The 21,500-nt window shown below is 62.4% G+C and carries 23 protein-coding genes; 7 read left to right on the top strand and 16 right to left on the bottom strand.

Annotated elements, in window-relative coordinates:
- Positions 1 to 46: 46 nt before the first annotated feature.
- The 6 genes from RUW20_RS10565 to RUW20_RS10590 all read right to left on the bottom strand — a co-directional run bounded on the left by RUW20_RS10565 (position 47) and on the right by RUW20_RS10590 (position 5,062).
- Complete coding sequence (locus tag RUW20_RS10565) at positions 47 to 958, bottom strand: DMT family transporter (protein WP_313952170.1); 912 nt, start codon at positions 956 to 958, stop codon at positions 47 to 49.
- Positions 959 to 998: 40 nt separating this feature from the next.
- Positions 999 to 1,808 (bottom strand): endonuclease/exonuclease/phosphatase family protein, encoded by an 810-nt coding sequence (locus RUW20_RS10570; RefSeq protein ID WP_313952171.1) that lies wholly within the window; start codon positions 1,806 to 1,808, stop codon positions 999 to 1,001.
- Between the two features lie 34 nt (positions 1,809 to 1,842).
- Complete coding sequence (locus RUW20_RS10575) at positions 1,843 to 3,285, bottom strand: hypothetical protein (protein WP_313952172.1); 1,443 nt, start codon at positions 3,283 to 3,285, stop codon at positions 1,843 to 1,845.
- Entirely contained in the window at positions 3,285 to 4,073 is a 789-nt protein-coding gene (locus tag RUW20_RS10580) for an SRPBCC family protein (protein ID WP_313952173.1), read from the bottom strand. The genes RUW20_RS10575 and RUW20_RS10580 overlap by 1 nt, the downstream gene beginning before the upstream one ends.
- A 5-nt stretch (positions 4,074 to 4,078) precedes the next feature.
- Positions 4,079 to 4,345 (bottom strand): hypothetical protein, encoded by a 267-nt coding sequence (locus RUW20_RS10585; protein WP_313952174.1) that lies wholly within the window; start codon positions 4,343 to 4,345, stop codon positions 4,079 to 4,081.
- Positions 4,346 to 4,717: 372 nt separating this feature from the next.
- The gene (locus RUW20_RS10590) at positions 4,718 to 5,062 is read right to left on the bottom strand and encodes a hypothetical protein (RefSeq protein WP_313952175.1); all 345 of its coding nucleotides are present in this window, start codon (positions 5,060 to 5,062) and stop codon (positions 4,718 to 4,720) included.
- Between the two features lie 486 nt (positions 5,063 to 5,548).
- On the opposite strand from RUW20_RS10590, the gene RUW20_RS10595 reads away from it, so the two are divergent.
- The 5 genes from RUW20_RS10595 (at position 5,549) to RUW20_RS10615 (ending at position 10,273) form a co-directional block, all read left to right on the top strand.
- A complete protein-coding gene (locus tag RUW20_RS10595) occupies positions 5,549 to 6,187 on the top strand; it encodes a DUF47 domain-containing protein (RefSeq protein ID WP_313952176.1) in 639 nt (212 codons plus the stop codon).
- A 13-nt stretch (positions 6,188 to 6,200) separates the two neighbouring features.
- Complete coding sequence (locus tag RUW20_RS10600) at positions 6,201 to 7,214, top strand: anion permease (RefSeq protein ID WP_313952177.1); 1,014 nt, start codon at positions 6,201 to 6,203, stop codon at positions 7,212 to 7,214.
- A 106-nt stretch (positions 7,215 to 7,320) separates the two neighbouring features.
- Positions 7,321 to 7,956 carry a DUF47 domain-containing protein gene (locus tag RUW20_RS10605; RefSeq protein ID WP_313952178.1) on the top strand — a complete coding sequence of 212 codons (636 nt, stop codon included), beginning with the start codon at positions 7,321 to 7,323 and terminating at the stop codon, positions 7,954 to 7,956.
- Positions 7,957 to 8,566: 610 nt separating this feature from the next.
- Positions 8,567 to 9,706: an ABC transporter substrate-binding protein gene (locus tag RUW20_RS10610; RefSeq protein WP_313952179.1), complete on the top strand. Its 1,140-nt coding sequence runs from the start codon at positions 8,567 to 8,569 to the stop codon at positions 9,704 to 9,706.
- Between the two features lie 27 nt (positions 9,707 to 9,733).
- Positions 9,734 to 10,273 carry a hypothetical protein gene (locus tag RUW20_RS10615; RefSeq protein ID WP_313952180.1) on the top strand — a complete coding sequence of 180 codons (540 nt, stop codon included), beginning with the start codon at positions 9,734 to 9,736 and terminating at the stop codon, positions 10,271 to 10,273.
- A 35-nt stretch (positions 10,274 to 10,308) separates the two neighbouring features.
- Here RUW20_RS10615 and RUW20_RS10620 read toward each other — a convergent pair whose 3' ends face one another.
- Together RUW20_RS10620 and RUW20_RS10625 are read right to left on the bottom strand one after the other, a co-directional pair.
- Positions 10,309 to 10,809, bottom strand: coding sequence for a peptidylprolyl isomerase (locus RUW20_RS10620; protein ID WP_313952221.1), 501 nt, complete (start codon positions 10,807 to 10,809; stop codon positions 10,309 to 10,311).
- A 2-nt stretch (positions 10,810 to 10,811) separates the two neighbouring features.
- Positions 10,812 to 11,282 carry a peroxiredoxin gene (locus tag RUW20_RS10625; RefSeq protein ID WP_313952181.1) on the bottom strand — a complete coding sequence of 157 codons (471 nt, stop codon included), beginning with the start codon at positions 11,280 to 11,282 and terminating at the stop codon, positions 10,812 to 10,814.
- A 220-nt stretch (positions 11,283 to 11,502) separates the two neighbouring features.
- Here RUW20_RS10625 and RUW20_RS10630 point away from each other — a divergent pair, with 220 nt between their 5' ends.
- Positions 11,503 to 12,213, top strand: coding sequence for an SIMPL domain-containing protein (locus RUW20_RS10630; protein WP_313952182.1), 711 nt, complete (start codon positions 11,503 to 11,505; stop codon positions 12,211 to 12,213).
- 70 nt (positions 12,214 to 12,283) lie between these two features.
- Here RUW20_RS10630 and ftsB read toward each other — a convergent pair whose 3' ends face one another.
- The 7 genes from ftsB to RUW20_RS10665 all read right to left on the bottom strand — a co-directional run bounded on the left by ftsB (position 12,284) and on the right by RUW20_RS10665 (position 18,384).
- Positions 12,284 to 12,640 carry a cell division protein FtsB gene (gene ftsB, locus RUW20_RS10635; protein ID WP_313952183.1) on the bottom strand — a complete coding sequence of 119 codons (357 nt, stop codon included), beginning with the start codon at positions 12,638 to 12,640 and terminating at the stop codon, positions 12,284 to 12,286.
- Between the two features lie 26 nt (positions 12,641 to 12,666).
- Complete coding sequence (eno, locus tag RUW20_RS10640; RefSeq protein WP_313952184.1) at positions 12,667 to 13,950, bottom strand: phosphopyruvate hydratase; 1,284 nt, start codon at positions 13,948 to 13,950, stop codon at positions 12,667 to 12,669.
- Positions 13,951 to 13,975: 25 nt separating this feature from the next.
- Entirely contained in the window at positions 13,976 to 14,272 is a 297-nt protein-coding gene (locus RUW20_RS10645; protein ID WP_313952185.1) for a DUF1330 domain-containing protein, read from the bottom strand.
- Complete coding sequence (kdsA, locus tag RUW20_RS10650) at positions 14,272 to 15,108, bottom strand: 3-deoxy-8-phosphooctulonate synthase (protein WP_313952186.1); 837 nt, start codon at positions 15,106 to 15,108, stop codon at positions 14,272 to 14,274. The genes RUW20_RS10645 and kdsA overlap by 1 nt, the downstream gene beginning before the upstream one ends.
- Positions 15,105 to 16,748: a CTP synthase gene (locus tag RUW20_RS10655; protein ID WP_313952187.1), complete on the bottom strand. Its 1,644-nt coding sequence runs from the start codon at positions 16,746 to 16,748 to the stop codon at positions 15,105 to 15,107. The genes kdsA and RUW20_RS10655 overlap by 4 nt, the downstream gene beginning before the upstream one ends.
- A 106-nt stretch (positions 16,749 to 16,854) precedes the next feature.
- Positions 16,855 to 17,397, bottom strand: coding sequence for a hydrolase (locus tag RUW20_RS10660; RefSeq protein WP_313952188.1), 543 nt, complete (start codon positions 17,395 to 17,397; stop codon positions 16,855 to 16,857).
- An 18-nt stretch (positions 17,398 to 17,415) separates the two neighbouring features.
- Positions 17,416 to 18,384, bottom strand: a complete 969-nt coding sequence (locus RUW20_RS10665; RefSeq protein WP_313952189.1) for an ABC transporter substrate-binding protein — start codon at positions 18,382 to 18,384, stop codon at positions 17,416 to 17,418.
- A gap of 395 nt (positions 18,385 to 18,779) precedes the next feature.
- Between RUW20_RS10665 and RUW20_RS10670 the strand changes: the two genes are divergently transcribed.
- Positions 18,780 to 19,400 carry an ankyrin repeat domain-containing protein gene (locus RUW20_RS10670; protein ID WP_313952190.1) on the top strand — a complete coding sequence of 207 codons (621 nt, stop codon included), beginning with the start codon at positions 18,780 to 18,782 and terminating at the stop codon, positions 19,398 to 19,400.
- 106 nt (positions 19,401 to 19,506) lie between these two features.
- Here RUW20_RS10670 and fadD read toward each other — a convergent pair whose 3' ends face one another.
- Positions 19,507 to 21,183: a long-chain-fatty-acid--CoA ligase FadD gene (fadD, locus tag RUW20_RS10675; RefSeq protein ID WP_313952191.1), complete on the bottom strand. Its 1,677-nt coding sequence runs from the start codon at positions 21,181 to 21,183 to the stop codon at positions 19,507 to 19,509.
- Positions 21,184 to 21,500 lie beyond the last annotated feature (317 nt).

Below are 21,500 nucleotides of genomic sequence, written 5' to 3' on the forward strand. Positions count from 1 at the left end.
CCACAGGCTGTTATCGAGCAGCTTCTGAAGTTCATCGCTCTGGCACCTACGCCGGCGGCGCCAGCGTAGCGGGCTGCCGCTTGCCCGCCCCGGAACGGGCCAGGACGATCACCGCGGCGAGGATGATGGCGCCGCCAACGCTCTGCCAGGGACCGATCGCCTCGCCGAGAAAAAGCGCCGCAAGGACGACGGTCACCACCGGCTCGAGTGTCGACAAGGTCGCCGCGTCGGCAGCCCCCAGCCGCGCCATGCCGGCGAAGAAAGTAATGATCGCCACCGCGGTCGATAACAGCGCGATGCTGCCGACGGCCACCCAGGGCCCCGGCGATGCCGGAAAGGCCGGCCCCCGCCAGAGGACGATCAAGCCGAAGACCAGCGCCGCGGCGAGCATGATCACCGTCGCCGAGGGTATCGCACCGCTGACCGGCGTCACCCGCTCGCCGACCAGGATGTACACCGAGTAGATCAGCGCCGCGCCGACGCCGAGCAGAATGCCGGGGAGACTGCCGGCCAGGCTGCCGCCGACCGCCAGGCCGGTGCCGAAGAGAGCGGCAACTACCGCCAGCGTGCGCAACGGGGAAAGTCGTTGTCGCGCCAGCAGCGCCGACAGCACGGTGACGATCGCCGGATAAAGATAGAGCAGCAGCGCGGTCAGCCCGGCAGACGCGTACTGCAGTGCGGCGAAATAGCAGAACGACTCGCCGACATAGCCGATCGCCCCCATCCCCACCAGCCACACCAGGTTCCGGCCGCGCGGCCAGGGGATGCCGCGAAGCTGCATCAGCAGCGCCATCGCTCCGCCGGCCAGCGCGAAACGGAGAAACAGCATGCTCGGCAGATCGACGCCCTCGGCATAGGCCAGCTTGGCGAAAATCGGCATCGCCCCGAAACCCGTCGCCGAAGCGACGATGCAGGCGACGCCGATCAGGCGGACGCGTACGGCAGGATCAGCGATCACGGCCGAGATCAAGGCCCCGGAGACGGCGCCACCAGGGGATTCACAGCTTCAGCTCGGCAATCAGCGGCGCATGGTCGGAGCAGCGCGCCCAGGCCAGACCGTTGGGAACGTGCATGTCGAGCACCTCGAAGCCGCGCACGTAGATGCGGTCGAGCGTCAGCCAGGGCGCGAAACTGGGAAAGGTACGCGACACGCCGGCGCCCGGAGGGTTACCGCTGCGCCAGGTGAGCAGCCAGTTGAGCATGGACTTGGCCGGTGACGCGGCCCTGGCCGCGACCGCCACTTCCTCGACGCCGAGACGGGTGCGCAACAAACCATCGACGCGCTGCTGCCAGTCGTTGAAATCGCCGGCAATGATCAGCGGCGCATCAGCCGGCACTTCGCGCTGCACCAGGTCAGCCAGGAAGGTTGCCTGGCGAACGCGGCTGCGCTTGATCAGGCCGAAGTGCAGGCAGATCAGGTGCACCTCGGTGCCCTCGCCACGGCCGATGCGCAGCACGGCGTGCAACAGGCCGCGCTTTTCGAGCACATGGTCCGAGATATCGTGGTTGACGAAGTTCACTATCGGGTGGCGCGAGAGGATGGCATTGCCGTGATGGCCATGCGGATAGACCGCGTTCATGCCATAGGCGTGATGCGCGTAGGCCCCCGAGGTGAGAAACTCGAGCTGCGTTCCCAGCGGTTGATCGGGGTGACGTTCCAGCCGCTCGTTGCGGTCCTGCACTTCCTGCAGGAAGACGATGTCGGCATCAATCGCCCGTAGCGCCAGCCGTACATCGTGGATCCGCGGCCGCCCGCGGATGCCGGTGACGCCTTTATGAATGTTATAGGTGGCAACCCTCAGCTTCATGACTGGGCCTGGTAGAGACCGCCCTGATCGTGCGTCACGGCAGACGCTCGAAGTAGCGGTCGATCAGTGTCGGATCGTCGAAATGCCGCCGTCCGACGAAGGCCGTCGCGTGGCGCCCCCATTGTCGCATCTGCCCGGGGCTGGCGATACCCATCGGCCAGAAGTAGAAGCGCTCGAGCCGCTCGCTGCCTTCGATCAGCCCGTCCGCATCAAAGGCGCTGCGCGTGCCGCCGCCGGGCAGCGGCAGCGCACGTAACTGGTCGTCGTCACGCAGCGCCATGACCAGGCCGTCGACGCGCCCGGTCGGCTCGAGGGCGACCCCCTGGAGGTAATGCGTGCGGGCCGCCAGTCGTAACACGACGCGTTGGTTGGCGGCCGGGGAGCGCACGCGCTGCGGCACGAACAGGCCTTCGTCGATGCTCTCGGGTTGTGGCCGGGAGCGCACCCGCTCGGTGGCAATGAACAGGTGATAGCAGCCGCAGGGGTGGATGGTGTCATAGACCAGCGGCGACCCGTCCTCGGCCAGGGTGACTCGCCAGAGCAGGCCGTCGAGGCGTCCGGCGAGGACGTCGAAAGCGCGCTCCGATGGACGGGCGGGAAACCACGCGCTGTAGATCAGTTGCAGCAACCAGCGCCCGCCCATCTGGGTGTATGCGGCGCGCACATAGAGCACCGGATCGTCGACCGCGACAGCGATGCGCAGATCGCCGGCGCCCTGCTGCCAGAGCAGCGCGCCGGGGCGATCATTGTCGTCGACGGTCTCGATCTCCAGGCGCGGCGCATGGCGCAGGATCAGCTCGCTCAGCGTCGGGGGCGAAATCTCTGGCAGGCCAAGCTGTGGCGCGCGCGGCAGACTCGGCACAGCGTCGACTCGCGTGGCGGGAAGATAGCGACGGCGTGCAGCATTGCTCGCACCGCCGGCGTTGGCAGCGGCGAACTCGGCGAAGGTGTCGCGTTGCCAGCCACGAATGCCGGCGGCGAAGGCATAGCGTGTCAGCAGGTACAGGCCGAGGGCGCGCTCGACATTCGAGTAGTCGTCGGGAACCTGCGCCGCGTCAAGCAGTGCCGGCAGCTGTTGCCGGTCGGCGAGCAGCAGTTGCTGGCGGCACGCGGCGAGCGCGTCGGCGGCGACCGCGTCGCCGGCGTTGCGCATCTCGAAGCGTCGGCCGGCATCGTCGAGCGCGGCCAGCGCGGCGGTCCATTGGTCGGCGTGCTGCGGCTCGGCCGCGACCGCCTCGGCAAGCCTCGCCAGGGTACGGTCGACGCGCAGGTAGGGGAAGCCAGGAACGCGCCGCGCCTGCGCATCGCGCGTGGCGGCGGCATCGATCCGTGCATCGCTGGCCTGAAACAACCGCAGGCATTCGCCGCGTGCGTCGTCGGCGTGCAGGTGCTGCTGCGCCGGTCGCTGGCTGTAGGGGTCGAGGCTGGCGCAACCTACCAGAATGGAGCAGCTCAGCGCGATGCCCAGGGCACGCATCAGTCGACCAGCTCGCGGGCGGTCAACGCAGCCTGACGGCGCTCGATTTCGCGCAGCATCGCCTCGAACTGCTCACGCATCGCACGACGAACAGCGCCAACGCCGAATAGCCGGCCCAGCACGGGGGGCAGCGGCTGTGCCAGCTCAAAGCTGGCGTCGTAGTCGAGCTGTACGCCGGGCGGTTGCTGCCGAACCAACGCGCGCAAGCGGTAGCTGGCGGTGAAGCTGCGCAGCGTCGATTCGGTAGCGCCGACCGGATCGGGCAGCAGGCGTGCGAGGACCATCGAATAGGGTCTGTGTTCGACCGCCAGTTGAAGTTGCACGGGCAACTCGACAAACAAGACCGTAAACACACCGGACTGTTCGATGATCAGCCGCGTGTCGCTGCGCTGCAGCACGCGCGCGCGAGTCACTCCGGGAACGAAGTCGCGCAGCCGCTCGTAGTCGGTCAAGGTTTCCCAGGCCAGCCGTTGGTCGGCGGCCAATCGGGCACTGGCATGAATCACGTAGGTCTCACCGTTGAGCACGACGTCGACCCGCGAAGCGACCGCTTCCTGCGCCGCAGCGTCGAAGTTGCCGCCAAGCACGAACGCCAGGCAGAGGGCGCCACACCAGAAGCGACGGCGGCAACCGCGGCATGAGGCGGGAACGGCGTACTTCGGCGCCCGCCTGCCAGCCTGCGTCGATCGCAAGGCAAGCACCGCGCGCGCAGGCCCCGACCACTCGCTGAGCGGCGCAGCCGCGCTGATCGCTGCTGCTGCCGCGTCGACCGAGTCTGCCGACGTCATGCCGGTCAGCTGGTGGCGCCCGTCGCCGTCCACTCGCGGCAGAGCTTGATCGTTTGCTCGACGGCCAGCGGCTCACTGCTCAGGCCACAGCGGTAACCGACGTCCTCGCCGAAAAAATGGCCACAGTGCCGGCATTGAGCAAAAGCCTGGCGGTCGCTGAGCCCTTGCAAGGTGCTCACTAGCCGGCGCAGATCGCCACTGAACGCCTGCGTGTCGCCGCCCGACGCAGCCAGCGCGTCATCGAGCCGGTGCCGCCAGCTGGCGAGCAGCATCCTTGCCGATCCGTCGGTGGATGAACGCGGCCAGGCGTTGGAGAACGAACACGGTCTGGGTCATGACAACAATGTATCGCCTCGACGAATCTCTTGACAAGCACCTTTTGCGCGCGCCAGTGCGATGCATTCAGAGGAATATGCCATGAGCAATGCTCGGTCTTTCCACGCTGGCTGCCCGCTCTGTGGTGCCGCCGGGCAGCAGGTCGCGCCAGCCCTTGATCCGAGCCGCTACCAGGTCGAAGCGCTGCCTCACGGCCAGGAGTCCGGGTGCATTGCCAGGGCGGAAGGCATCGCTGTGCAGTCGCTCCCGGTAGCCGTAATTGACGGCCAGACGTTGCACATCAACGTCGGCGCAGCGATCCCGTGGCTTCAGTCAGCCGCGCCCGGCTCACTCGTCTCCGCTTCCGCCCCGAAGGCAGTTGTCAGCCTCCGACATGCCGACCGGAGCTTGGCGATCGAGCGCGGGTTCGGCCGCAAGAGAAGAGCCACCGGCGCACGCTCGAAAGGTCTTTCGGCAGCAGTAGCCACCTGACCAGACAGGCAGGTTTCGCCAAAAAGAGGTGCCGTGAACGGCGCTGCGTCCGCGCCGCCGCTCACCGCCTGCAGGCTTGCCATAACACCCCCGGCCACCCCTCCCCGCAATGATTTGCGAAGAACAAGTTTTTCTGCTTGCACACAAAATATTTTTGTGCTTGTTTTCTTTTGTTGGCCCATAATTCGCCTCCATTGCACTCTCGCTTACAAAACTATTTTTCTGCAAACATTGATGCCCTTGTCACTTTCAAAGGCGCTGCCCCTTGCCTGGCAGACGAACGCCCAGCCGATCCGATACATGGGACGCTGTGAGCTGTCTAGAGCACCCGGCGACGCCGCGAGCACGCCCGAGTTCCTGCGCGTTGCCGTCGGCGTCATTACCGAGCAGGAGCTGGAAGAGGCGCACGCGTCGCTCGCTTCGCTGGCCGTTACCTCGAAGGGACAACACAAAGAGTCTGAGCAAAAAAGATCCGCTAGCGGAACACGGAATGACCGGGCTTCGTCCCGTCCAGGAGGTGGCGGCCCTCCGCCAGCGGATAGACCAAGCGCTGTCCGTCGCTCCTACATTGTTTTTGGTGGTCGTTGAAAGGGTGCCGGGATTCGCTCGGCGTTGAGGTTCTTACCGGTAGGTGCTCGAAAGGGCAGATAGCAAGAGGGGGTAGTCGTATGTTTAGTAGTCTGATGCCGCAGCGCAGGGAATTCTTTGAACTCCTCGCTGCACACTCCGAACAGGTCGTCGCGGGGGCAAACGCGACCTTGCGTTTGATCAATGGTCTCGGTGATGCGGGTGCGGACCTTTCAGCCCTGGTGGCGGAAGTCAATCAGCATGAGCAACAGGGCGACCAGATCAAGGCCAAGGTGATCGGGCGCTTGCACCAGTCGTTCACCACGCCGATCAACCGTGACCAGATCCACGCGCTGATCACCGATCTCGACACCACACTGAATGTCCTGCAGAGCGTTGCCAACGCGGTCGGCATGTACAGCATCACGCAGTCGACGGTTGAAGCGCGCGAAATGGCGTCCTTGAGCGCCGACGCGTGCATGCGCCTGGACCGCGCGGTGGCTGCGCTGGGCGACAAGAATCGCGGGGCGCAAACGCTCAACCTGTGCAAGGAGATCGAGGACATCGAATCAAAAGCCGACAAGGTCCAGCACAAGGCGATCACCGCCTTGTTCCAGGAAGGGGCCAACGTCTGGCAAACGATGAAGATGAAGGAGTTCTACTCGCTTCAGGAAGCCGTTCTCGACTCTTGCCAGGAAGCGGCCAAGATGATCGAAGAGATCCTGATCGAAAACTCCTGAGAGGTCGCGCAAAATGGAAGGCCTAAATATGAGTATCTGGACGCTCGGATTGCTAATCGCAATCGCGTTTGCGTTCGACTTCATGAACGGGTTTCACGATGGCGCGAACTCCATCTCGACGATCGTCGCGACCGGTGCCCTGACCCCGAAACAAGCGGTGTTGTTTGCCGCATTCTTCAACTTTGCCGCCCTGTGGGTTTTCCAACTCAAGGTGGCGGCAACCATCGGCAAGGGTACGGTCGATCCGAGCTTTGTCGATTATTACGTGATTTTCGGGGCCCTGGTGGGTGCCCTGGCCTGGAACATCATCACCTGGTACTACGGCATTCCTTCGTCATCATCACACGCGCTGGTAGGTGGTCTGGTCGGGGCAACGGTGGCCAAGGCGGGTTCTGGCGCGCCGATCGTCTGGGAGGGTTTCGGCAAGATCCTCGCTTTCATCATCATTTCGCCGCTGGTGGGGGTGATCATCGGCGGCCTGCTGATGGTGCTGGTGGCCTGGGTCTTCCGAAACCAGTCGCCGTATCAGGCCGGGAAGTGGTTCAAGGGAGCGCAGTTGTTCGCCGCCGGCGCCTATAGCCTGGCGCATGGCGGTAACGATGCGCAGAAGACGATCGGCATCATCTGGCTGCTGATGATCACCGCCGGAGTGGCAACCAAGGACGTGGCGACGCTGCCGACCTGGGTGATCTACGGCTGCTATTTCATGATCGCCTGGGGCACCTATCTCGGCGGTTGGCGGATCGTCAAGACGATGGGCACCAAGATCACCAAGCTCAACGCGGTCAGCGGTTCGTGTGCTTCGATGGGGGGCGCGCTCACCCTGGCGATGGCGACTTTGGGCGGCATTCCGGTGTCGACGACGCACACCATTACCGGCGCCATCATCGGTGTCGGCGCGGCGACCGACGTCAAGGCGGTGCGTTGGGCAATCACCGCCAACCTGCTGGTCGCGTGGGTGTTGACGATTCCCGCTGCGGGACTGATTGCGGCGATCTTCTGGTACATCGGGAGTAGGTTCCTGTAAGTCCGGTGCGAGCCGTTGGCGGCAATGGACGCCCCACGAAGGGGCGTCCAGTGCGGCCCGTCACCCGTCGTTTCAAAAGTTGCAACCGAACATTGAGGGAGTTTCTATGTTACCCAAGCGGACCGAATTTTTTGAGCTTCTCGCGGCACACAGCGAGCGCGTTCTGGCCGGTGCCAACGCCATGCTGCGTCTGGTTACCAGTCTCGGGGTCAGCAAGCAGGACGTTGCGGCACTGACCGAGGAAATCAACATGAACGAGGCGAGTGCGGACCAGATCAAGGCCGCCCTGCTGACGATGCTGCACAAGTCCTTCGTCACGCCACTCAACCGTGACCAGGTCTACGCATTGACCCTGGACATCGATAACGTGATGAATGCCGTGCAAGATGTCGCTCAGGCAGTCAGCATGTACAACATCACCGAATCGAATAGCGAGTCGCACGCACTGGCATCGATGACTGTCGACGCCTGCACCCGCCTCACGCGCGCGATCAGCTCGCTGAAGGACAGGGAACGCAGCCAGGAGACTGTCAACCTGTGCGTCGAAATCGAGCGCATTGAAGAGAAGTCTGTCGCCGTCATTTACCGGGCCATCCACCGCTTGTTCGAGACCGAGGGGGACGAAGTAGCCGCCCTGCGGGCAATGCGGATGCGGCAATTCTATGCGCTGCAGGAGAAGGTTCTGCGGGCCAGCAAGAAATCGGCCCAGACGGTCGAAGAGATTCTCCTCCAGAACTCCTGAGACAGAGCCGTACCCAACGGACCTGAAACGCAGGGACTGGTCCTTATCCGAAGGATCAATTAGATGGAGGACGCGGCGGTTCGCGAAGTATCGAGCGCCCCGCCGCAATCACCCGCACGCGCTGCGGGTGTCCCGCCAACTGCGCTGCCAATCATGGCCTCAACCAACGGCGTGGCCGCTGGCGAACTACGCCGCGCGCGGGCGCGGAGCATAGCGCGCTCGCCGCAGGATAGACTGCGCCGACGGGCGTTGCTATCCATGGCCACCGCCGACCAACCGGACTATGGCGCCAACACACGATCGATTCATTAGCGGCTGGCTGCAATCCAGTATCCGCCAATCGGCAACGTTCGCGAATCAGTCACCAGCCAGCGACAATGGCGTACCAGCCACGCGGCGTGGTTCCGTCGCCTCGAGAAGTCAGCCAACCGGAAGAATTCCGGGCGGTGAACACAACCCACTTGGTCAGTCATCTGGCCTGAACGAACATCTCCGAGCATCCCAGACAACTTCCTTTGCCTTTCAAGGTGATGATCCGGAAAAGTCCATCGACAGGCATAGTGCAAAGCCCTAGACTGGACAAGGAATCCCGTCTCCGGAGAAGTGGACCATGAAGCCGTTTTCTTTTCTGGCCGCCGCCTTGGCCACCGTTCTCGTCGGTCTGTCGCCATTGACGGCCACTGCCGCCGACCTCGTCATCGGCCAGGTGGCAGCTTTCAGCGGCCCGCTGGCGCCCACCGGCACGCACATGCGAGCAGGAGTGCAGTTGTACTTCGACGCGGTCAATGCCGAGGGGGGAGTCCACGGCGCCAAGCTTCGGCTGATTTCCAAGGATGACGGTTACAAGTCCAGCGAGACCGTTCGTCTGGCGCGCGAAATGGCCAAGGTTTCGCAACCGCTGGCGTTCATCGCCTTTGTCGGTACCGGCAACGTCGAGGCGATCGTCGAAAGCAAGATCCTCAGTGAAACGGGGATTCCGCTGCTCGCCGTACGAACCGGTGCGGCTTCTCTGGTGAGACGGAACGATCCACTGGTATTCATGACCCGCGCCAGCTACGCCGAAGAAGTGGAGAAAATTGTCGATCAGTACGCCACCACCGGCTACACCAGTTTTGCGATTGTCTATCAGGATGACGCCTTCGGGCGCGACGTGCTGGGCAGCGCCGAGCAGGTAATCGCAAAAGCCGGCGGCACTCTGGTCGCCACTGGCTCCTACGCGAAAAACACCACCGAGGTAGCCGCCGCCGTCAAGACCATTGCGGCCGCCAAGCCGCACGTGGTGATCATGATTGCCAATACGGCGGCCAGCGCCGAGTTCCTCAAGCAGTCGCGCGAAGCAGGGAATCTCGCGCAGTACGTCGCTCTCTCGGTGACGGACGGGGCGCAGATCGTGCAGCGAATCGGTGTGGACAACGCACAGGGACTGGTGCTCACCCAGGTCGTTCCCGATCCGGACAGCCGGACGGTTCCATTGATTCGCGAGATGCAGGATAACTTCGCGAAGTTCAAGCCAAAGGACGTGACGGCCAATCACACCCTCGTCGAAGGCTACCTTGGTGCCAAGGTTCTGGTCGAAGCGCTACGCCGGGCGGGCCCGAACCCGACACGCCAGAAACTGCGCGATGCTCTGGAAACGATGAAGAACTACGACGCGGGCGAGGTCTTCATCAGCTTCTCGGCAAACCGGCACGCTGGCTCGCGCTACGTCGACATCACCATCCTCAATCGCGCTGGCAAGCTTCTGCGCTAGGCGGACCCGCCGCCGCACCGTTGACGCATGCTGCTGACCCCGGCAAGGGCGGTGTTCTTCTCCTCTTTTTGCCAAAAAACCCGGGCGGACCACAATGGCCACGGGCTGTTCCGTTTCGTGCGCGGCCACTGGCGGCCAGCGGTTACCCCAAAGCAGATATTTGACCAGCACCCGATCGCGCGGGCTGAGCGCGTACAGCGACCCGAGCGACGGCAGATCGACCAGCGAGATCTGCTCCAGCCCGACCTCGACCACACATTCCTCACAGGTCTCGCCGTCATGCAGCAGTTTCTCCTGCTGCGGCGAGCTGCTCGATGCGGCAAGAAACAAGCTGCTTTTGCCTGTGCGCACGCGACCGACCAGCGCCACGCGCGGCCGCCGCTGGCCACGAAGCAGTTGCCGCGGCACGGCAATGGTCGATACTCCTGGCGCCACTTCAGTCCTGCGCACTTGTTCCAGCGCGCCACCAACGCGGTCAAGCCGGCGACAACTCTGGCCTTCGTGGAGAGCCCCGGATACTGCCGCTGCCGGGGACTATCCGGGACTCTCTGCCGCCAGCACGGTTAGCAGAAAGTCCCGGCGGAAAGCACCGCAAACGCCGGTCAGTCCTCGTCGTCGAAGTCGCCGTCGTGGGTGTGTCCGTGACTGATTTCCTCGCTAGTGGCGGGGCGCACATTGGTCACCGTACAGGTAAAGACCAGCGCCATTCCCGCCAGAGGGTGGTTGCCATCGAGGACCACCTTGTCATCAGCCATTTCGGTCACCCGATAGATCAGCACCTCTTCGTCTTCATCGTCGTCGGCAGCGTCCTCCGGCAAACCTTCAAATTGCATGCCGACCTGCAGTTCCTGCGGAAACTGACTCCGTGGTTCGACCTGGACCAGTGCCGCATCGTATTCCCCGAAGGCATCGTCGGGCTGCATTTTCACTATCACCGACTCGCCAATCCCTTTCCCGTGCACGGCTTCTTCGATCAATGGAAAGATGTCATCGTAACCGCCGTGCAGGTAGACCAGCGGCTCCTGACCGGCATCGACCAGCTCACCTTCAAAATCGGCGACGCTGTAGTCGAGCGTGACGACGGTATTCTTGGCAACTTGCATGTTCATGAATTGATTTCCTTCACCGCGCGCAGCATTTCCAGCGCGTGGCCTTTGGCGGTCACCCCGTAAAGTACGAGACGAAGACCGCCTTGTTTGTCGATGACAAAAGTCGAGCGTACGATGCCGTACTTCTTGGCACCATTCACTTCTTTCGCCTGCCAGACACCGTACCGCTTGCACACCGCCCCGTCGGCATCCGAAAGCAGAGACACGGAAATACCATGCTTGTCCCGGAACTCGGCGTGCCTGATGCAGTCGTCACGGCTGATGCCGATGATCGTGCAGTCATGGCGCGCGAACTGATCCTCATGATCCGAGAAATCGGTCGCCTGCAAGGTGCAGCACGGTGCGTCATCTCTCGGATAGAAGAAGAGAATGACATTCTTTTTGCCCTGAAACTGGGCAATATCGATGAGTTCCATGTCCGCATCGGGGAGGACGAACATCGGTGCAGCCTGTCCTGCTTTCAGCATGGGGACACCTCAAAGACCCGTCCCGCTCGCACGGAAGCGAACGGCTGAAGCGGATTCTAACCAAGCTTCCGGCAACTGACCACAAGAAAGCGAACCCAGGATCAGGCTAGAATGTGCTTTCACGAGGATCACCGGGCCCATTCCGGACCTGCACAACCCATTTGCGCAGGGCGCCGAAGGATACTCGCTCCCTGCGAACCCTGCAAACCCGGAGACAGACATGCTGACTTCCTTCAGGCCTCTACTGCGCGTGGCGCCCCTGCTGGCCGTCCTGCTGGCCGTCCTGCTCGCCACACCGACAGCGGCCGCACCAACCATCAGCACGACCACCATCGACCTCTCCGCTGAAGCTACCCAACCGGCAGTCAACGACCTGGCACGCGCGACGGTGTTCGCCGAGGCCACCGGCGCAACGCCGGGCGAGTTGGCCAAACGGGTCAACAGCCTGGTCACCGATGCCTTGAAGACCGCCAAAGCTTACCGCAGCATAAAGATCCAGAGCGGTGCGACCCACACCTATCCCGTATACACGAAGGGCAGCAAGATCGAGGGTTGGCGCATGCGCTCGGAGCTGACGCTGGAGTCCGGCGATACCGCCACGCTCTCCGAGTTGCTGGGCAAGCTCCAGGAATCGATGGGTGTCGCCAGCCTGGTGATGCTGCCGGCGCCCGAGACACGAAAGCAGGCCGAAAGCGAGGCCATGATCGATGCCATCGCCGCCTTCAAGGCACGCGCCAAGGTGATCGCCGACGCCTTGGGGAAACCTTACCGGATCAAGCACCTGGCCATCAACAGCAGTGGCCGACCGCCAGCAGCACCATTGATGCGCGCGGCGGCGCTGGCCTCGGCCGAACCGGTACCGATGCCGATCGATGCCGGTGAGACGCAGGTCAACGTGACGGTCTCGGGCCAGATCGAGCTGCTGGAATAGGCGCAGGGCCAAAAATCGCGGCGGCGATGCGGCAAGTACGTCGGTCGGTCGGCCGGGCTGCGGGTAGCGGCTAGCGCGTGGCAGGCTTTGGCGGGACGGCGACCATCCCACCAGCAGCTTCTTCGGCCATCGGTGCGGTCGCTTGCTCGACCCGAGGCCGGTCGGGAATCTGGACGAAAACCTCGTCCCGCTTGACCATCCCCAACTCGAAGCGCGCACGCTCCTCGATCGCCTCGTAACCTTGCTTCAGGTCACGCGCTTCGGCATCGAGCCCAGCATTACGCATCTCCAGGGTCTTGTTGTTTTCCTTCTGCTCCTGCAACTGCCGATCGACATCCCATACGCGCAACCAGCCCCCCTTGCCGAGCCACAACGGATGCTGCAGCAGGACGGTTACCACCACTAGCGCGACAGCAAGCCAACGCACGGCGAGGGATGCGGACGAGCGCTGGATCAGGACAGATTGTAGAAGGCGTCACGCCCGGGATAGCCTGCCGTGTCGCCGAGGTCCTCCTCGATACGCAGCAGTTGGTTGTACTTGGCGATACGGTCTGAGCGCGACAAGGACCCGGTCTTGATCTGCAGCGCGTTCATGCCGACCGCGATGTCGGCGATGGTGCTGTCTTCGGTCTCGCCGGAGCGATGTGAAATGACCGCGGTGTAAGCCGCTCGCTTGGCCATTTCGATGGCGGCAAAGGTCTCGGAGAGCGTGCCGATCTGATTGATCTTGATCAGGATCGAGTTGGCAATACCCTGCTTTATCCCTTCCTTGAAAATCCGGGTATTGGTCACGAAGACGTCGTCGCCGACGATCTGGATGCCTTTACCGAGCCGGCTGGTAAGCACTTTCCAGCCATCCCAGTCGCCTTCGGCCATGCCATCCTCGATCGAGACGATCGGAAAGCGGTCGGCGAGATTGGCCAGATAATCGGTCAGTTCGTGCGAGTTCAACTGCAGATTCTCGCCAGCCAGATGATAGCGGCCATCTCGGTAAAACTCCGAGGCAGCGCAGTCGAGGCCGATCAGCACGTCATCGCCGGGACAATAACCAGCGTTCTCGATCGACTTGACGATCAGGTCCAGTGCTTCAGCGTGACTGCCCAGGTTTGGGGCAAAGCCACCCTCGTCACCGACGGCAGTCGAAAAGCCCTTCTGATGCAACACCTTCTTCAGTGCATGAAATACCTCGGCACCACAACGCAGCGCTTCGCGAAACGAGTTCTGACTCACCGGCAGAATCATGAACTCCTGGAAATCGAGACTGTTGTTGGCGTGTTCGCCACCGTTGATGATGTTCATCATCGGCACCGGCATCTGCATCGGCCCGGAACCACCAAAATAGCGGTACAGCGGCAGCCCTGATTCCTCGGCAGCCGCCTTGGCCACCGCCATCGACACCGCAAGCATGGCGTTGGCCCCGAGACGCGCCTTGTTCTCGGAGCCATCGAGATGGATCAGTGTTTGATCGATGAACGCCTGTTCCTGCGCGTCGAGGCCGATGATCGCTTCCGAAATCTCGGTGTTCACGTTCTCGACAGCCTGCAGGACGCCTTTGCCCAGATAGCGTGTGGGATCCTCATCGCGCAGTTCGATCGCTTCACGCGATCCGGTCGAGGCGCCCGAAGGAACCGCCGCGCGCCCCATGACGCCGGATTCGAGCAGAACGTCACATTCGACGGTAGGGTTGCCGCGCGAGTCGAGAATCTCGCGGGCGACAACATCAACGACAGAGCTCATGATCTTTCCCTTGTCTTCAAAAATACTAGATTGGTAATCCCTCAACGACCAGCATGTTCATTTCTGCCGCATCCTGGCGCGAGGCTCTCGCTGCCTGGTACTCGGGGGAATGATAGAACTTCTTTGCCTGTTCCAGCGAATCGAACTCGACAATCACCAACCGCTCCGGCGTGGACCAGCCACCTTCAAGCACTTCGATACGCCCGCCACGCGCGCAATAGCGGCCGCCGTACTGCGCGATCGCTGCTTGTGCCAGCTGCTTGTAAATCTCGTAGGCCTGCTGATCGGTGACCTTCACTTCGACCAACAAGTAGGCAGCCACTAGCGAAGCTCCTCGAAGCCACCGGTTTTTACTGCCCGATCGAGCGCCACCAGCGTCGTCAGCAGACTCTCCATCCGATCGAGCGGCCAGCTGTTCGGCCCGTCGGACAATGCCGCTTCCGGATGCGGATGCGTTTCCATGAACAGGCCGGCGATCCCCACCGCGACCGCCGCCCGTGCCAGCACCGGGACGAACTCGCGCTGCCCGCCGGAAACGATGCCCTGCCCACCCGGCAGTTGCACCGAATGGGTGGCATCGAAAACCACCGGGCACGCAGTCTCGCGCATGATCGCCAGGCTGCGCATGTCAGAAACCAGATTGTTGTAACCAAAGGAAGCGCCACGCTCACAAACCATGATCGTGTCGGCGCCGGCGGCGGCATCCCTTGCTTTGATGACCACGTTGCGCATGTCGCCCGGCGCGAGAAACTGCCCCTTCTTGATATTCACCGGCTTGCCGGTCGCCGCAACAGCCTGGATGAAGTCGGTCTGACGACAGAGGAAAGCTGGCGTCTGCAGCACGTCGACAACCGTGGCAACGGCGTTGATGTCCTGTTCACGGTGAACGTCAGTGAGAACCGGGACGCCAATCTGGCGCCGCACTTCCGAGAGTATCTGCAGACCAGCGTCGACGCCCGGCCCACGCGCCGAGCGACCCGAGCTACGGTTGGCCTTGTCATAGGAAGCCTTGAAGATGTAGGGCAGCCCAAGACGTGAACAGGTCTCTTTCAACTGCCCGGCGATGTCCACGCACAGCGCCAGCGATTCGGCCGTGCACGGGCCGGCGATCAGGAATAACGGCTGGTCGATGCCCGCTTCGAAGCCGCAGAGCTTCATGTTCGCGCCTGGTAGGCCGCGGCGGCGAGAACAAAAGACGTGAACAGCGGGTGGCCCTTGCGCGGCGACGAGGTGAATTCGGGGTGAAACTGGCAACCGAGGAACCACGGGTGGGCATTCGCCCCGTCAGTCGGCAGTTCGATGATTTCGCACAGATCCGTCACCGGTGCCCGACCCGAGACCACCAGGCCGGCCTCCTCCAGTTGGCCAAGCAGCAGGTTGTTGACCTCGTAGCGATGGCGGTGGCGTTCGATGATCTCCGCCTGCCCGTAGACCGAACGTGCCAGAGTACCGTCGCGGAGCTTGCACAACTGGCCACCAAGACGCATCGTGCCACCAAGATCCGAGTTCTCGTCGCGCTTTTCGAGCCGGCCAGAGGCGTCCTGCCACTCAGTGATCAGGCCCACCACCGGATAGGGACAGTCCTTGTCGAACTCGGTGCTGTGCGCGCCGTTCAAGCCGGAGACGTGGCGCGCGAACTCGACGACGGCGAGTTGCATGCCAAGGCAGATGCCGAGAAACGGAATCCTTCCTTCGCGCGCGTGGCGAATCGCGGCAATCTTGCCTTCGGTCCCGCGGCGTCCGAAGCCCCCCGGGATGAGAATCGCGTCCATACCCTGCAAAGCGCCACAGCCCTGACGCTCGATTTCTTCGGAATCGATATAGCTGATCTTGACTTTGCTGCGCGTGGCGATGCCGGCATGCACCATGGCTTCCGTGAGCGACTTGTACGATTCGGTGAGGTCGACATACTTGCCCACGAAGGCAACATTGAGCACCCGCTCCGGGTGCTCGAGGGCGTGCACGATCGTCTTCCACACCGTCAGATCGGCAGCCTTGGCGAGAATGCCGAGCTTGTGGCAAACGATCTCGTCGAGCATCTGGTCGTGCAGCATGGCCGGGATCTTGTAGATCGAGTCGGCATCGCGTGCCTCGATGACCGCCTCACGCTGGACATTGCAGAACAGCGCCATTTTCTGCTTGTCGTCCTCGGGGATCGGTCGATCGGTGCGACAGAGCAGGATGTCCGGCTGAATGCCAATCTCGCGCAATTCCTTGACCGAGTGCTGCGTCGGCTTGGTCTTCAGTTCGCCCGCCGTCGGGATGTAGGGCACCAGCGTCAGGTGCATGTAGCAGGCGTTGTTGCGCCCTTCCTGCAGGCCCATCTGGCGGATCGCTTCGAGGAAGGGCAGCGACTCGATATCACCAACCGTACCGCCAACCTCGATGATCGCCAGTTCGGCACCCTCGGCGCCACGCCGGATGTGTGCCTTGATCTCGTCGGTGATGTGCGGAATCACCTGTACTGTCTTGCCCAGGTACTCCCCTCGCCGCTCCTTCTTGATCACCGATTCGTAGATCTGGCCGGTGGTGAAGTTGTTTCGCCGCTCCATCTTGGCGTTGGTGAAACGTTCGTAATGCCCGAGGTCGAGATCGGTCTCGGCACCATCCTCGGTGACGAACACCTCACCATGCTGGAACGGACTCATCGTTCCGGGATCGACGTTGATGTAGGGGTCGAGCTTGAGATTGGTGACTCGGATGCCGCGTGACTCGAGAATCGCTCCCAGGGACGCGGCCGCGATGCCCTTGCCGAGGGATGACACCACGCCGCCGGTAACGAAAACGTATTTGATCATGGGGAGGGCTGCAGCGGGAAAGCCAGATTGTAGCGGAAATCGCAGCCGCTCTCAAACCTCAACGGCACGGCTGTGAAGAGGGGTCCGCACGTGCCACCGGCGCGCCTCAGCGGATGAACTCGCGGCTGATCTCGCGAAAAAGCGCTGTCCCCGCCTGCTGCAACCATTCAAAAGCGACCATCTCGCGCGAAACGATATCGGCACCGTGACGACGCATTCGCTCCAGTGCCAAAGCCTTGTCGGTACTTCGCCGCGACCCAACCGCCTCCTCGACGACGAAAACCCGGCGACCGGCGGCGATCAGGTCGAGTACGGTCTGCTGCACACAGACATGCGCTTCCGTACCGGCGACGACAAACTGCGCACGGTCTCCCCCAGCCGCACGGAAAAGCTTGCCCTCGGCAAGCGCCGAGAAATGCATCTTCTCGACGATACACTCATCCGGCAGCAGGCCCCGTAGTGCGGGCGAAGTCGGCCCCAGGCCTTGCGGATACTGCTCGGTGCAGATCACCGGAACGGCCAGGCGCTGCGCTACTCTGGTCAGCCACACGCTGGCTTCAAGCACCTGCCCTACCTGGTGGATTGCCGGTGCCAGTCGCTCCTGCAGATCGATCAGCAACAGGGTGGAGCGGTCAGGATGGATCAACATGTCTGTTCCTCCAGAAGATCAATTTTCCCGGGCGAGAAACCTGCGCAGCCCCCAGCCCACCGCCAACAGTCCCAGTATCGCACCACCGAGCATCCAGGGTAACAAAGGGCCCAGGCGGCCGGCGTCGGGATCGTAAACGAAACCCAGTAAGTCAGCCCCCGGCTTGACGCTGCCCTGCGCGCTGTAGACCTCCAGCACATGCCGCCAGCGAGCGATACTCATTGCTCCCAGCGCCACGTTTGCCGGTCGCGACAGCTCGCCAATCTGCCTCGCCTCGAAGAGCAATTGCTCACGGCTCTTGTGCTGCGTGTTGTATCTCGCCAGGATAAGATTGACCAGCTCTTGCGGATGATCGAGCGCGTAATCGAGCCCCTTGAGGGTTGCCGAGCGAAACGCCCGCACCATGGCGGGCTGCGCTTCGAGCAGGCTTTCCGAGGTCAACAGCACCGTACCATACAAGTCGACCCCAGCGCTGCGCGGTGACAGGAGCAGGAAATCGCTACGACCCCCGAGTTCCCGAACTGCGTCGTCGCCGATGAAGACGCCCACCGCATCGACCTTGTCTTCGAGGACAGCGCGACGCGCATCACCGATTTGAGGGAGATGTCGGAACTCGCCTGACGACACACCGCTGGCTTGCAGGTAGGCAAGAACCTCACTTTCGGTGTCCTTGCTGGTGCCCACACGTTTGCCGGCAAGATCGCTTGCCGAAAGGGTTTCCGCTTGCCGACGCAGCAGCAGTCCAACCGCCGAATGTTGCATCAGCGCGGCGAGGGCGACTACCGGCCGGCCGTTCGCCCGCTCGACGATGAGTGACGAGTCGAGAGTGCCAAAATCAGCCCTTCCTTCCGCCACTTCCTTGGCGACATTGACGCCCGGAAACCACTCCTTGAGGGACACATCAAGCCCGGCCTCGCGGAAATAGCCCTGCTCCAGTGCGGCGATGAAGGAAGCAAACTCGAACTGAAGCTTCGATGAAAGTTGCACGACCACAGCCTGCCGAGTTGCTGACTCCGCCAGTGCCTGCGCGCCGGCAGGCGCCAGGCCGCCAGGGACACAGCAAGCAACAAGCAAGACCGTCAAGCGGCCGAATGTGCGAACCCAGCAAGCTGCGCCATCAGCAACGGTCTGCTGGCAAGAGAACTTGGTCATTGGCAGCAATGGTAATATGCGCGACGCTAGGCGCCAAGCAAGGGTGAAATGACAGTCGCTCCTTCACCTGACGCGCCGCGCAGGACGGGGACGAGACGCAGCTCCGAATGAGCTTGCCTATCACCGTCCCGTCCGACCCATCCTGGGGTCGACAGGTAGGCACCAAGGCGATCAAACTGGAGTTGGGAGCACGTGAACAGCAGTTTCATCCTGGCAGGAGAGTTTCTCAGATGAAAACAGCCGCACCGCGCAACGCGATAGTTGCCATTGCCTTGCTGGCGCTGGCGCTGACCGGATGCAGCGAACAGTCGGGGAAGGATCCCGCCCCGCCAAAGCAAGCGCCGGCTGCGGCAACGGACAGCCCGACCGTTGTCTCGCCACTGGCAAGCGCCGCCAGCCGCGGCGATCTCGGCGAGGTCAGGACGCTGCTCGACGCCGGAGCAGAAATCAATGCTGCCGACGCGCTCGGACGGACACCCCTGCACATGGCTGCCTTCTACGGCAACCCGAAGACAACGGCCCTCCTCATCAGCCGCGGCGCAGACCTCGAAGCCAAGGACCGAATCGGCATGACGCCACTGCACGCAGCGGTGATTTCAGGCGGCAGGCAGGAGGTGGAAGCGCTGATCGAGAGGAACGCCGACGTTCACGCGACCACTGAGGCAGGGCAAACGCCACTCCATCTTTCCGCGGCGACGGGCCAGCCGAAGCTGTCGCGCTATCTCATCGCGCAAGGCGCCGATCCGCAGAGCAAGGACAATAACGGCAAGACCCCTCTCTTCTACGCCTCGAGGAACGGGCATCCGATCACCACCGGAGTCCTGCAGCAGTTCACCCGCGGCCAGGATTGATGAGTGGCACGCGCTCGTGCGACAACCCGCTCACCTCTCGGAGCATCCGAGCCTACGCTGGTCAGTGGCAGGCCCGCAGCCGCCTCAATGCGCGGCACCGGACAAATCAGCCTTTCTTCAGGGCCTCGTCGCGTAGTTCGCGGCGCAGGATCTTGCCAACGTTGGTCTTCGGCAGTTCGGCTCGAAACTCGACCTGACTCGGCACCTTGTAGCCAGTCAGATGCTCCCGACAATGGGCGATCAGTGCCTCGGCAGTGAGCGCCTGGTCCTTCTTGACGACGAATATCTTGACCGCTTCGCCTGACTTGTCATGCGGGACGCCGACCGCCGCCACTTCCAGAACGCCCGGATGCTGCGCGACGACGTCCTCGACCTCGTTCGGGTAGACATTGAAACCGGAGACGAGAATCATGTCTTTCTTGCGGTCGACGATGCGCACGAAGCCCTTTTCGTCCATCACGGCAACGTCGCCGGTGAGCAGAAAACCATCCGCCATGATGACCTTGGCCGTCTCCTCGGGACGATTGTAGTAGCCGGCCATCACCTGCGGGCCGCGCACGCAAAGCTCGCCACGCTCTCCCAGAGGAACGTCGGCCCCCGAGTCGTCGCGGATCGCCACTTCGGTGGAAGAGACCGGCAAGCCGATCGAGCCGTTGTACTCGGGAATATCGAGCGGATTGATGGTCGCTGCCGGCGAGGTTTCGGTAAGGCCGTAAGCCTCGATCAGAGGCTTGCCCGTCACCTCTTTCCACCGCTCCGCAACGGCTTTCTGCACCGCCATCCCGCCACCGAGCGTGACTTTCAGTTGGCTGAAATTGAGTTTACAAAAAGCGTCATTGTTGAGCATGGCATTGAACAAGGTATTGACACCGGTTATCACCGTAAAAGGATACTTGCTCAGCTCGACGACAAATCCTGGAATGTCGCGTGGATTGGTGATCAGCAGGTTACTGGCACCAACCTTGAAAAAGGTGAAGCAGTTCGCGGTCAAAGCGAAGATGTGATACAGCGGCAGTGCCGTGACGATCAGGTGCTGCTCTTTCCCGAGCGCCGGCTTGATCCAGGCATGTGCCTGTGAGAGATTCGCCAGAATGTTGCGATGAAGCAACATCGCTCCTTTCGAGACACCGGTCGTGCCACCGGTGTACTGGAGGAACGCGACGTCTTCCTGGCCGACGGTCACCGCCTTCAACTCGGCTGAGGCGCCCTTGGCGAGCGCTGCCCGGAAGTTGACTGCCCGCGGCAGGCTCCACGCGGGGATCATCTTCTTGACGTACTTGACGACGAAGTTGACGACGGTGCCTTTCGGAAAGCCAAGCATGTCGCCAAGACGAGCCAACACCACATGCTTGACCGGCGTCCTGGCCAGCACCTGCTCGAGGGTGACGGCAAAATTCTCGAGGATGACGATGACTTCAGCGCCCGAATCCTTGAGTTGATGCTCGAGCTCTCGTGGCGTGTACAGCGGGTTGACATTGACCACCACGTAACCTGCGCGCAAGGCGCCAAAAATGCAAACCGGATACTGCAGAACATTCGGCATCATCAAGGCCACACGTGCTCCTTGCGGTAGCTTGAGGACCGTTTGCAGGTACGCGGCAAAATCCCGTGACAACTTGTCAAGCTCCCCGTACTTGAGTTCGACCCCCATGTTGATATACGCGACGCGATCGCGATACTGCGCAACGCTTTTCTCAAAGAGCTCGCCAAGCGACTGGAAATCGTTCAACGTGATCTCGGCGGGCACGCCCTCCTGATAGCTCTTCAGCCAGATCTTCTCCACCTGATCTCCTCCTGGGTTACACCATTCATCCGTAAACTGACAGTGTCGACGCCAGTTCGCAACCTGTCGACGGTTGGTCTGCGAACCACCCACCAAGCCCAGGCGCTAGAGGTCTAATTCTAAGGGATTTCTGCAGCCCCGTTGGCACTTCCACCAGCAGCGGCCAGCAGCCGGGGGCCGACGGGCCAGGTCCGGCCACTGGCGACGTGGAAAATGATTGGCGTCCCCGGCGCTGACGACGGCCTCGCGGCGGCGAGAAGCGCCAGGCGACAGCGCTCATCTCGCCGCATTGACAACCGGGGCAGCAAGAAGCTGCC

The organism is Accumulibacter sp., assembly GCF_032229525.1.
In the GTDB taxonomy this organism is placed as follows: Bacteria; Pseudomonadota; Gammaproteobacteria; order Burkholderiales; family Rhodocyclaceae; genus Accumulibacter.

Excerpts from the sequence above, each read along its gene's own strand:
- kdsA (WP_313952186.1), bottom strand. The coding sequence starts at position 15,108 with ATGAAGCTCTGCGGCTTCGAAGCGGGCATCGACCAGCCGTTATTCCTG.
- RUW20_RS10620 (WP_313952221.1), bottom strand. The coding sequence starts at position 10,809 with ATGCAAGTTGCCAAGAATACCGTCGTCACGCTCGACTACAGCGTCGCC.
- RUW20_RS10605 (WP_313952178.1), top strand. The coding sequence starts at position 7,321 with ATGTTACCCAAGCGGACCGAATTTTTTGAGCTTCTCGCGGCACACAGC.
- RUW20_RS10660 (WP_313952188.1), bottom strand. The coding sequence starts at position 17,397 with ATGTTGATCCATCCTGACCGCTCCACCCTGTTGCTGATCGATCTGCAG.
- RUW20_RS10625 (WP_313952181.1), bottom strand. The coding sequence starts at position 11,282 with ATGCTGAAAGCAGGACAGGCTGCACCGATGTTCGTCCTCCCCGATGCG.
- RUW20_RS10600 (WP_313952177.1), top strand. The coding sequence starts at position 6,201 with ATGGAAGGCCTAAATATGAGTATCTGGACGCTCGGATTGCTAATCGCA.
- RUW20_RS10585 (WP_313952174.1), bottom strand. The coding sequence starts at position 4,345 with ATGCTGCTCGCCAGCTGGCGGCACCGGCTCGATGACGCGCTGGCTGCG.
- RUW20_RS10610 (WP_313952179.1), top strand. The coding sequence starts at position 8,567 with ATGAAGCCGTTTTCTTTTCTGGCCGCCGCCTTGGCCACCGTTCTCGTC.
- RUW20_RS10595 (WP_313952176.1), top strand. The coding sequence starts at position 5,549 with ATGTTTAGTAGTCTGATGCCGCAGCGCAGGGAATTCTTTGAACTCCTC.
- RUW20_RS10570 (WP_313952171.1), bottom strand. The coding sequence starts at position 1,808 with ATGAAGCTGAGGGTTGCCACCTATAACATTCATAAAGGCGTCACCGGC.
- RUW20_RS10580 (WP_313952173.1), bottom strand. The coding sequence starts at position 4,073 with ATGACGTCGGCAGACTCGGTCGACGCGGCAGCAGCAGCGATCAGCGCG.
- RUW20_RS10575 (WP_313952172.1), bottom strand. The coding sequence starts at position 3,285 with ATGCGTGCCCTGGGCATCGCGCTGAGCTGCTCCATTCTGGTAGGTTGC.
- RUW20_RS10630 (WP_313952182.1), top strand. The coding sequence starts at position 11,503 with ATGCTGACTTCCTTCAGGCCTCTACTGCGCGTGGCGCCCCTGCTGGCC.
- RUW20_RS10670 (WP_313952190.1), top strand. The coding sequence starts at position 18,780 with ATGAAAACAGCCGCACCGCGCAACGCGATAGTTGCCATTGCCTTGCTG.
- RUW20_RS10590 (WP_313952175.1), bottom strand. The coding sequence starts at position 5,062 with ATGGGCCAACAAAAGAAAACAAGCACAAAAATATTTTGTGTGCAAGCA.
- RUW20_RS10655 (WP_313952187.1), bottom strand. The coding sequence starts at position 16,748 with ATGATCAAATACGTTTTCGTTACCGGCGGCGTGGTGTCATCCCTCGGC.
- RUW20_RS10615 (WP_313952180.1), top strand. The coding sequence starts at position 9,734 with ATGCTGCTGACCCCGGCAAGGGCGGTGTTCTTCTCCTCTTTTTGCCAA.
- eno (WP_313952184.1), bottom strand. The coding sequence starts at position 13,950 with ATGAGCTCTGTCGTTGATGTTGTCGCCCGCGAGATTCTCGACTCGCGC.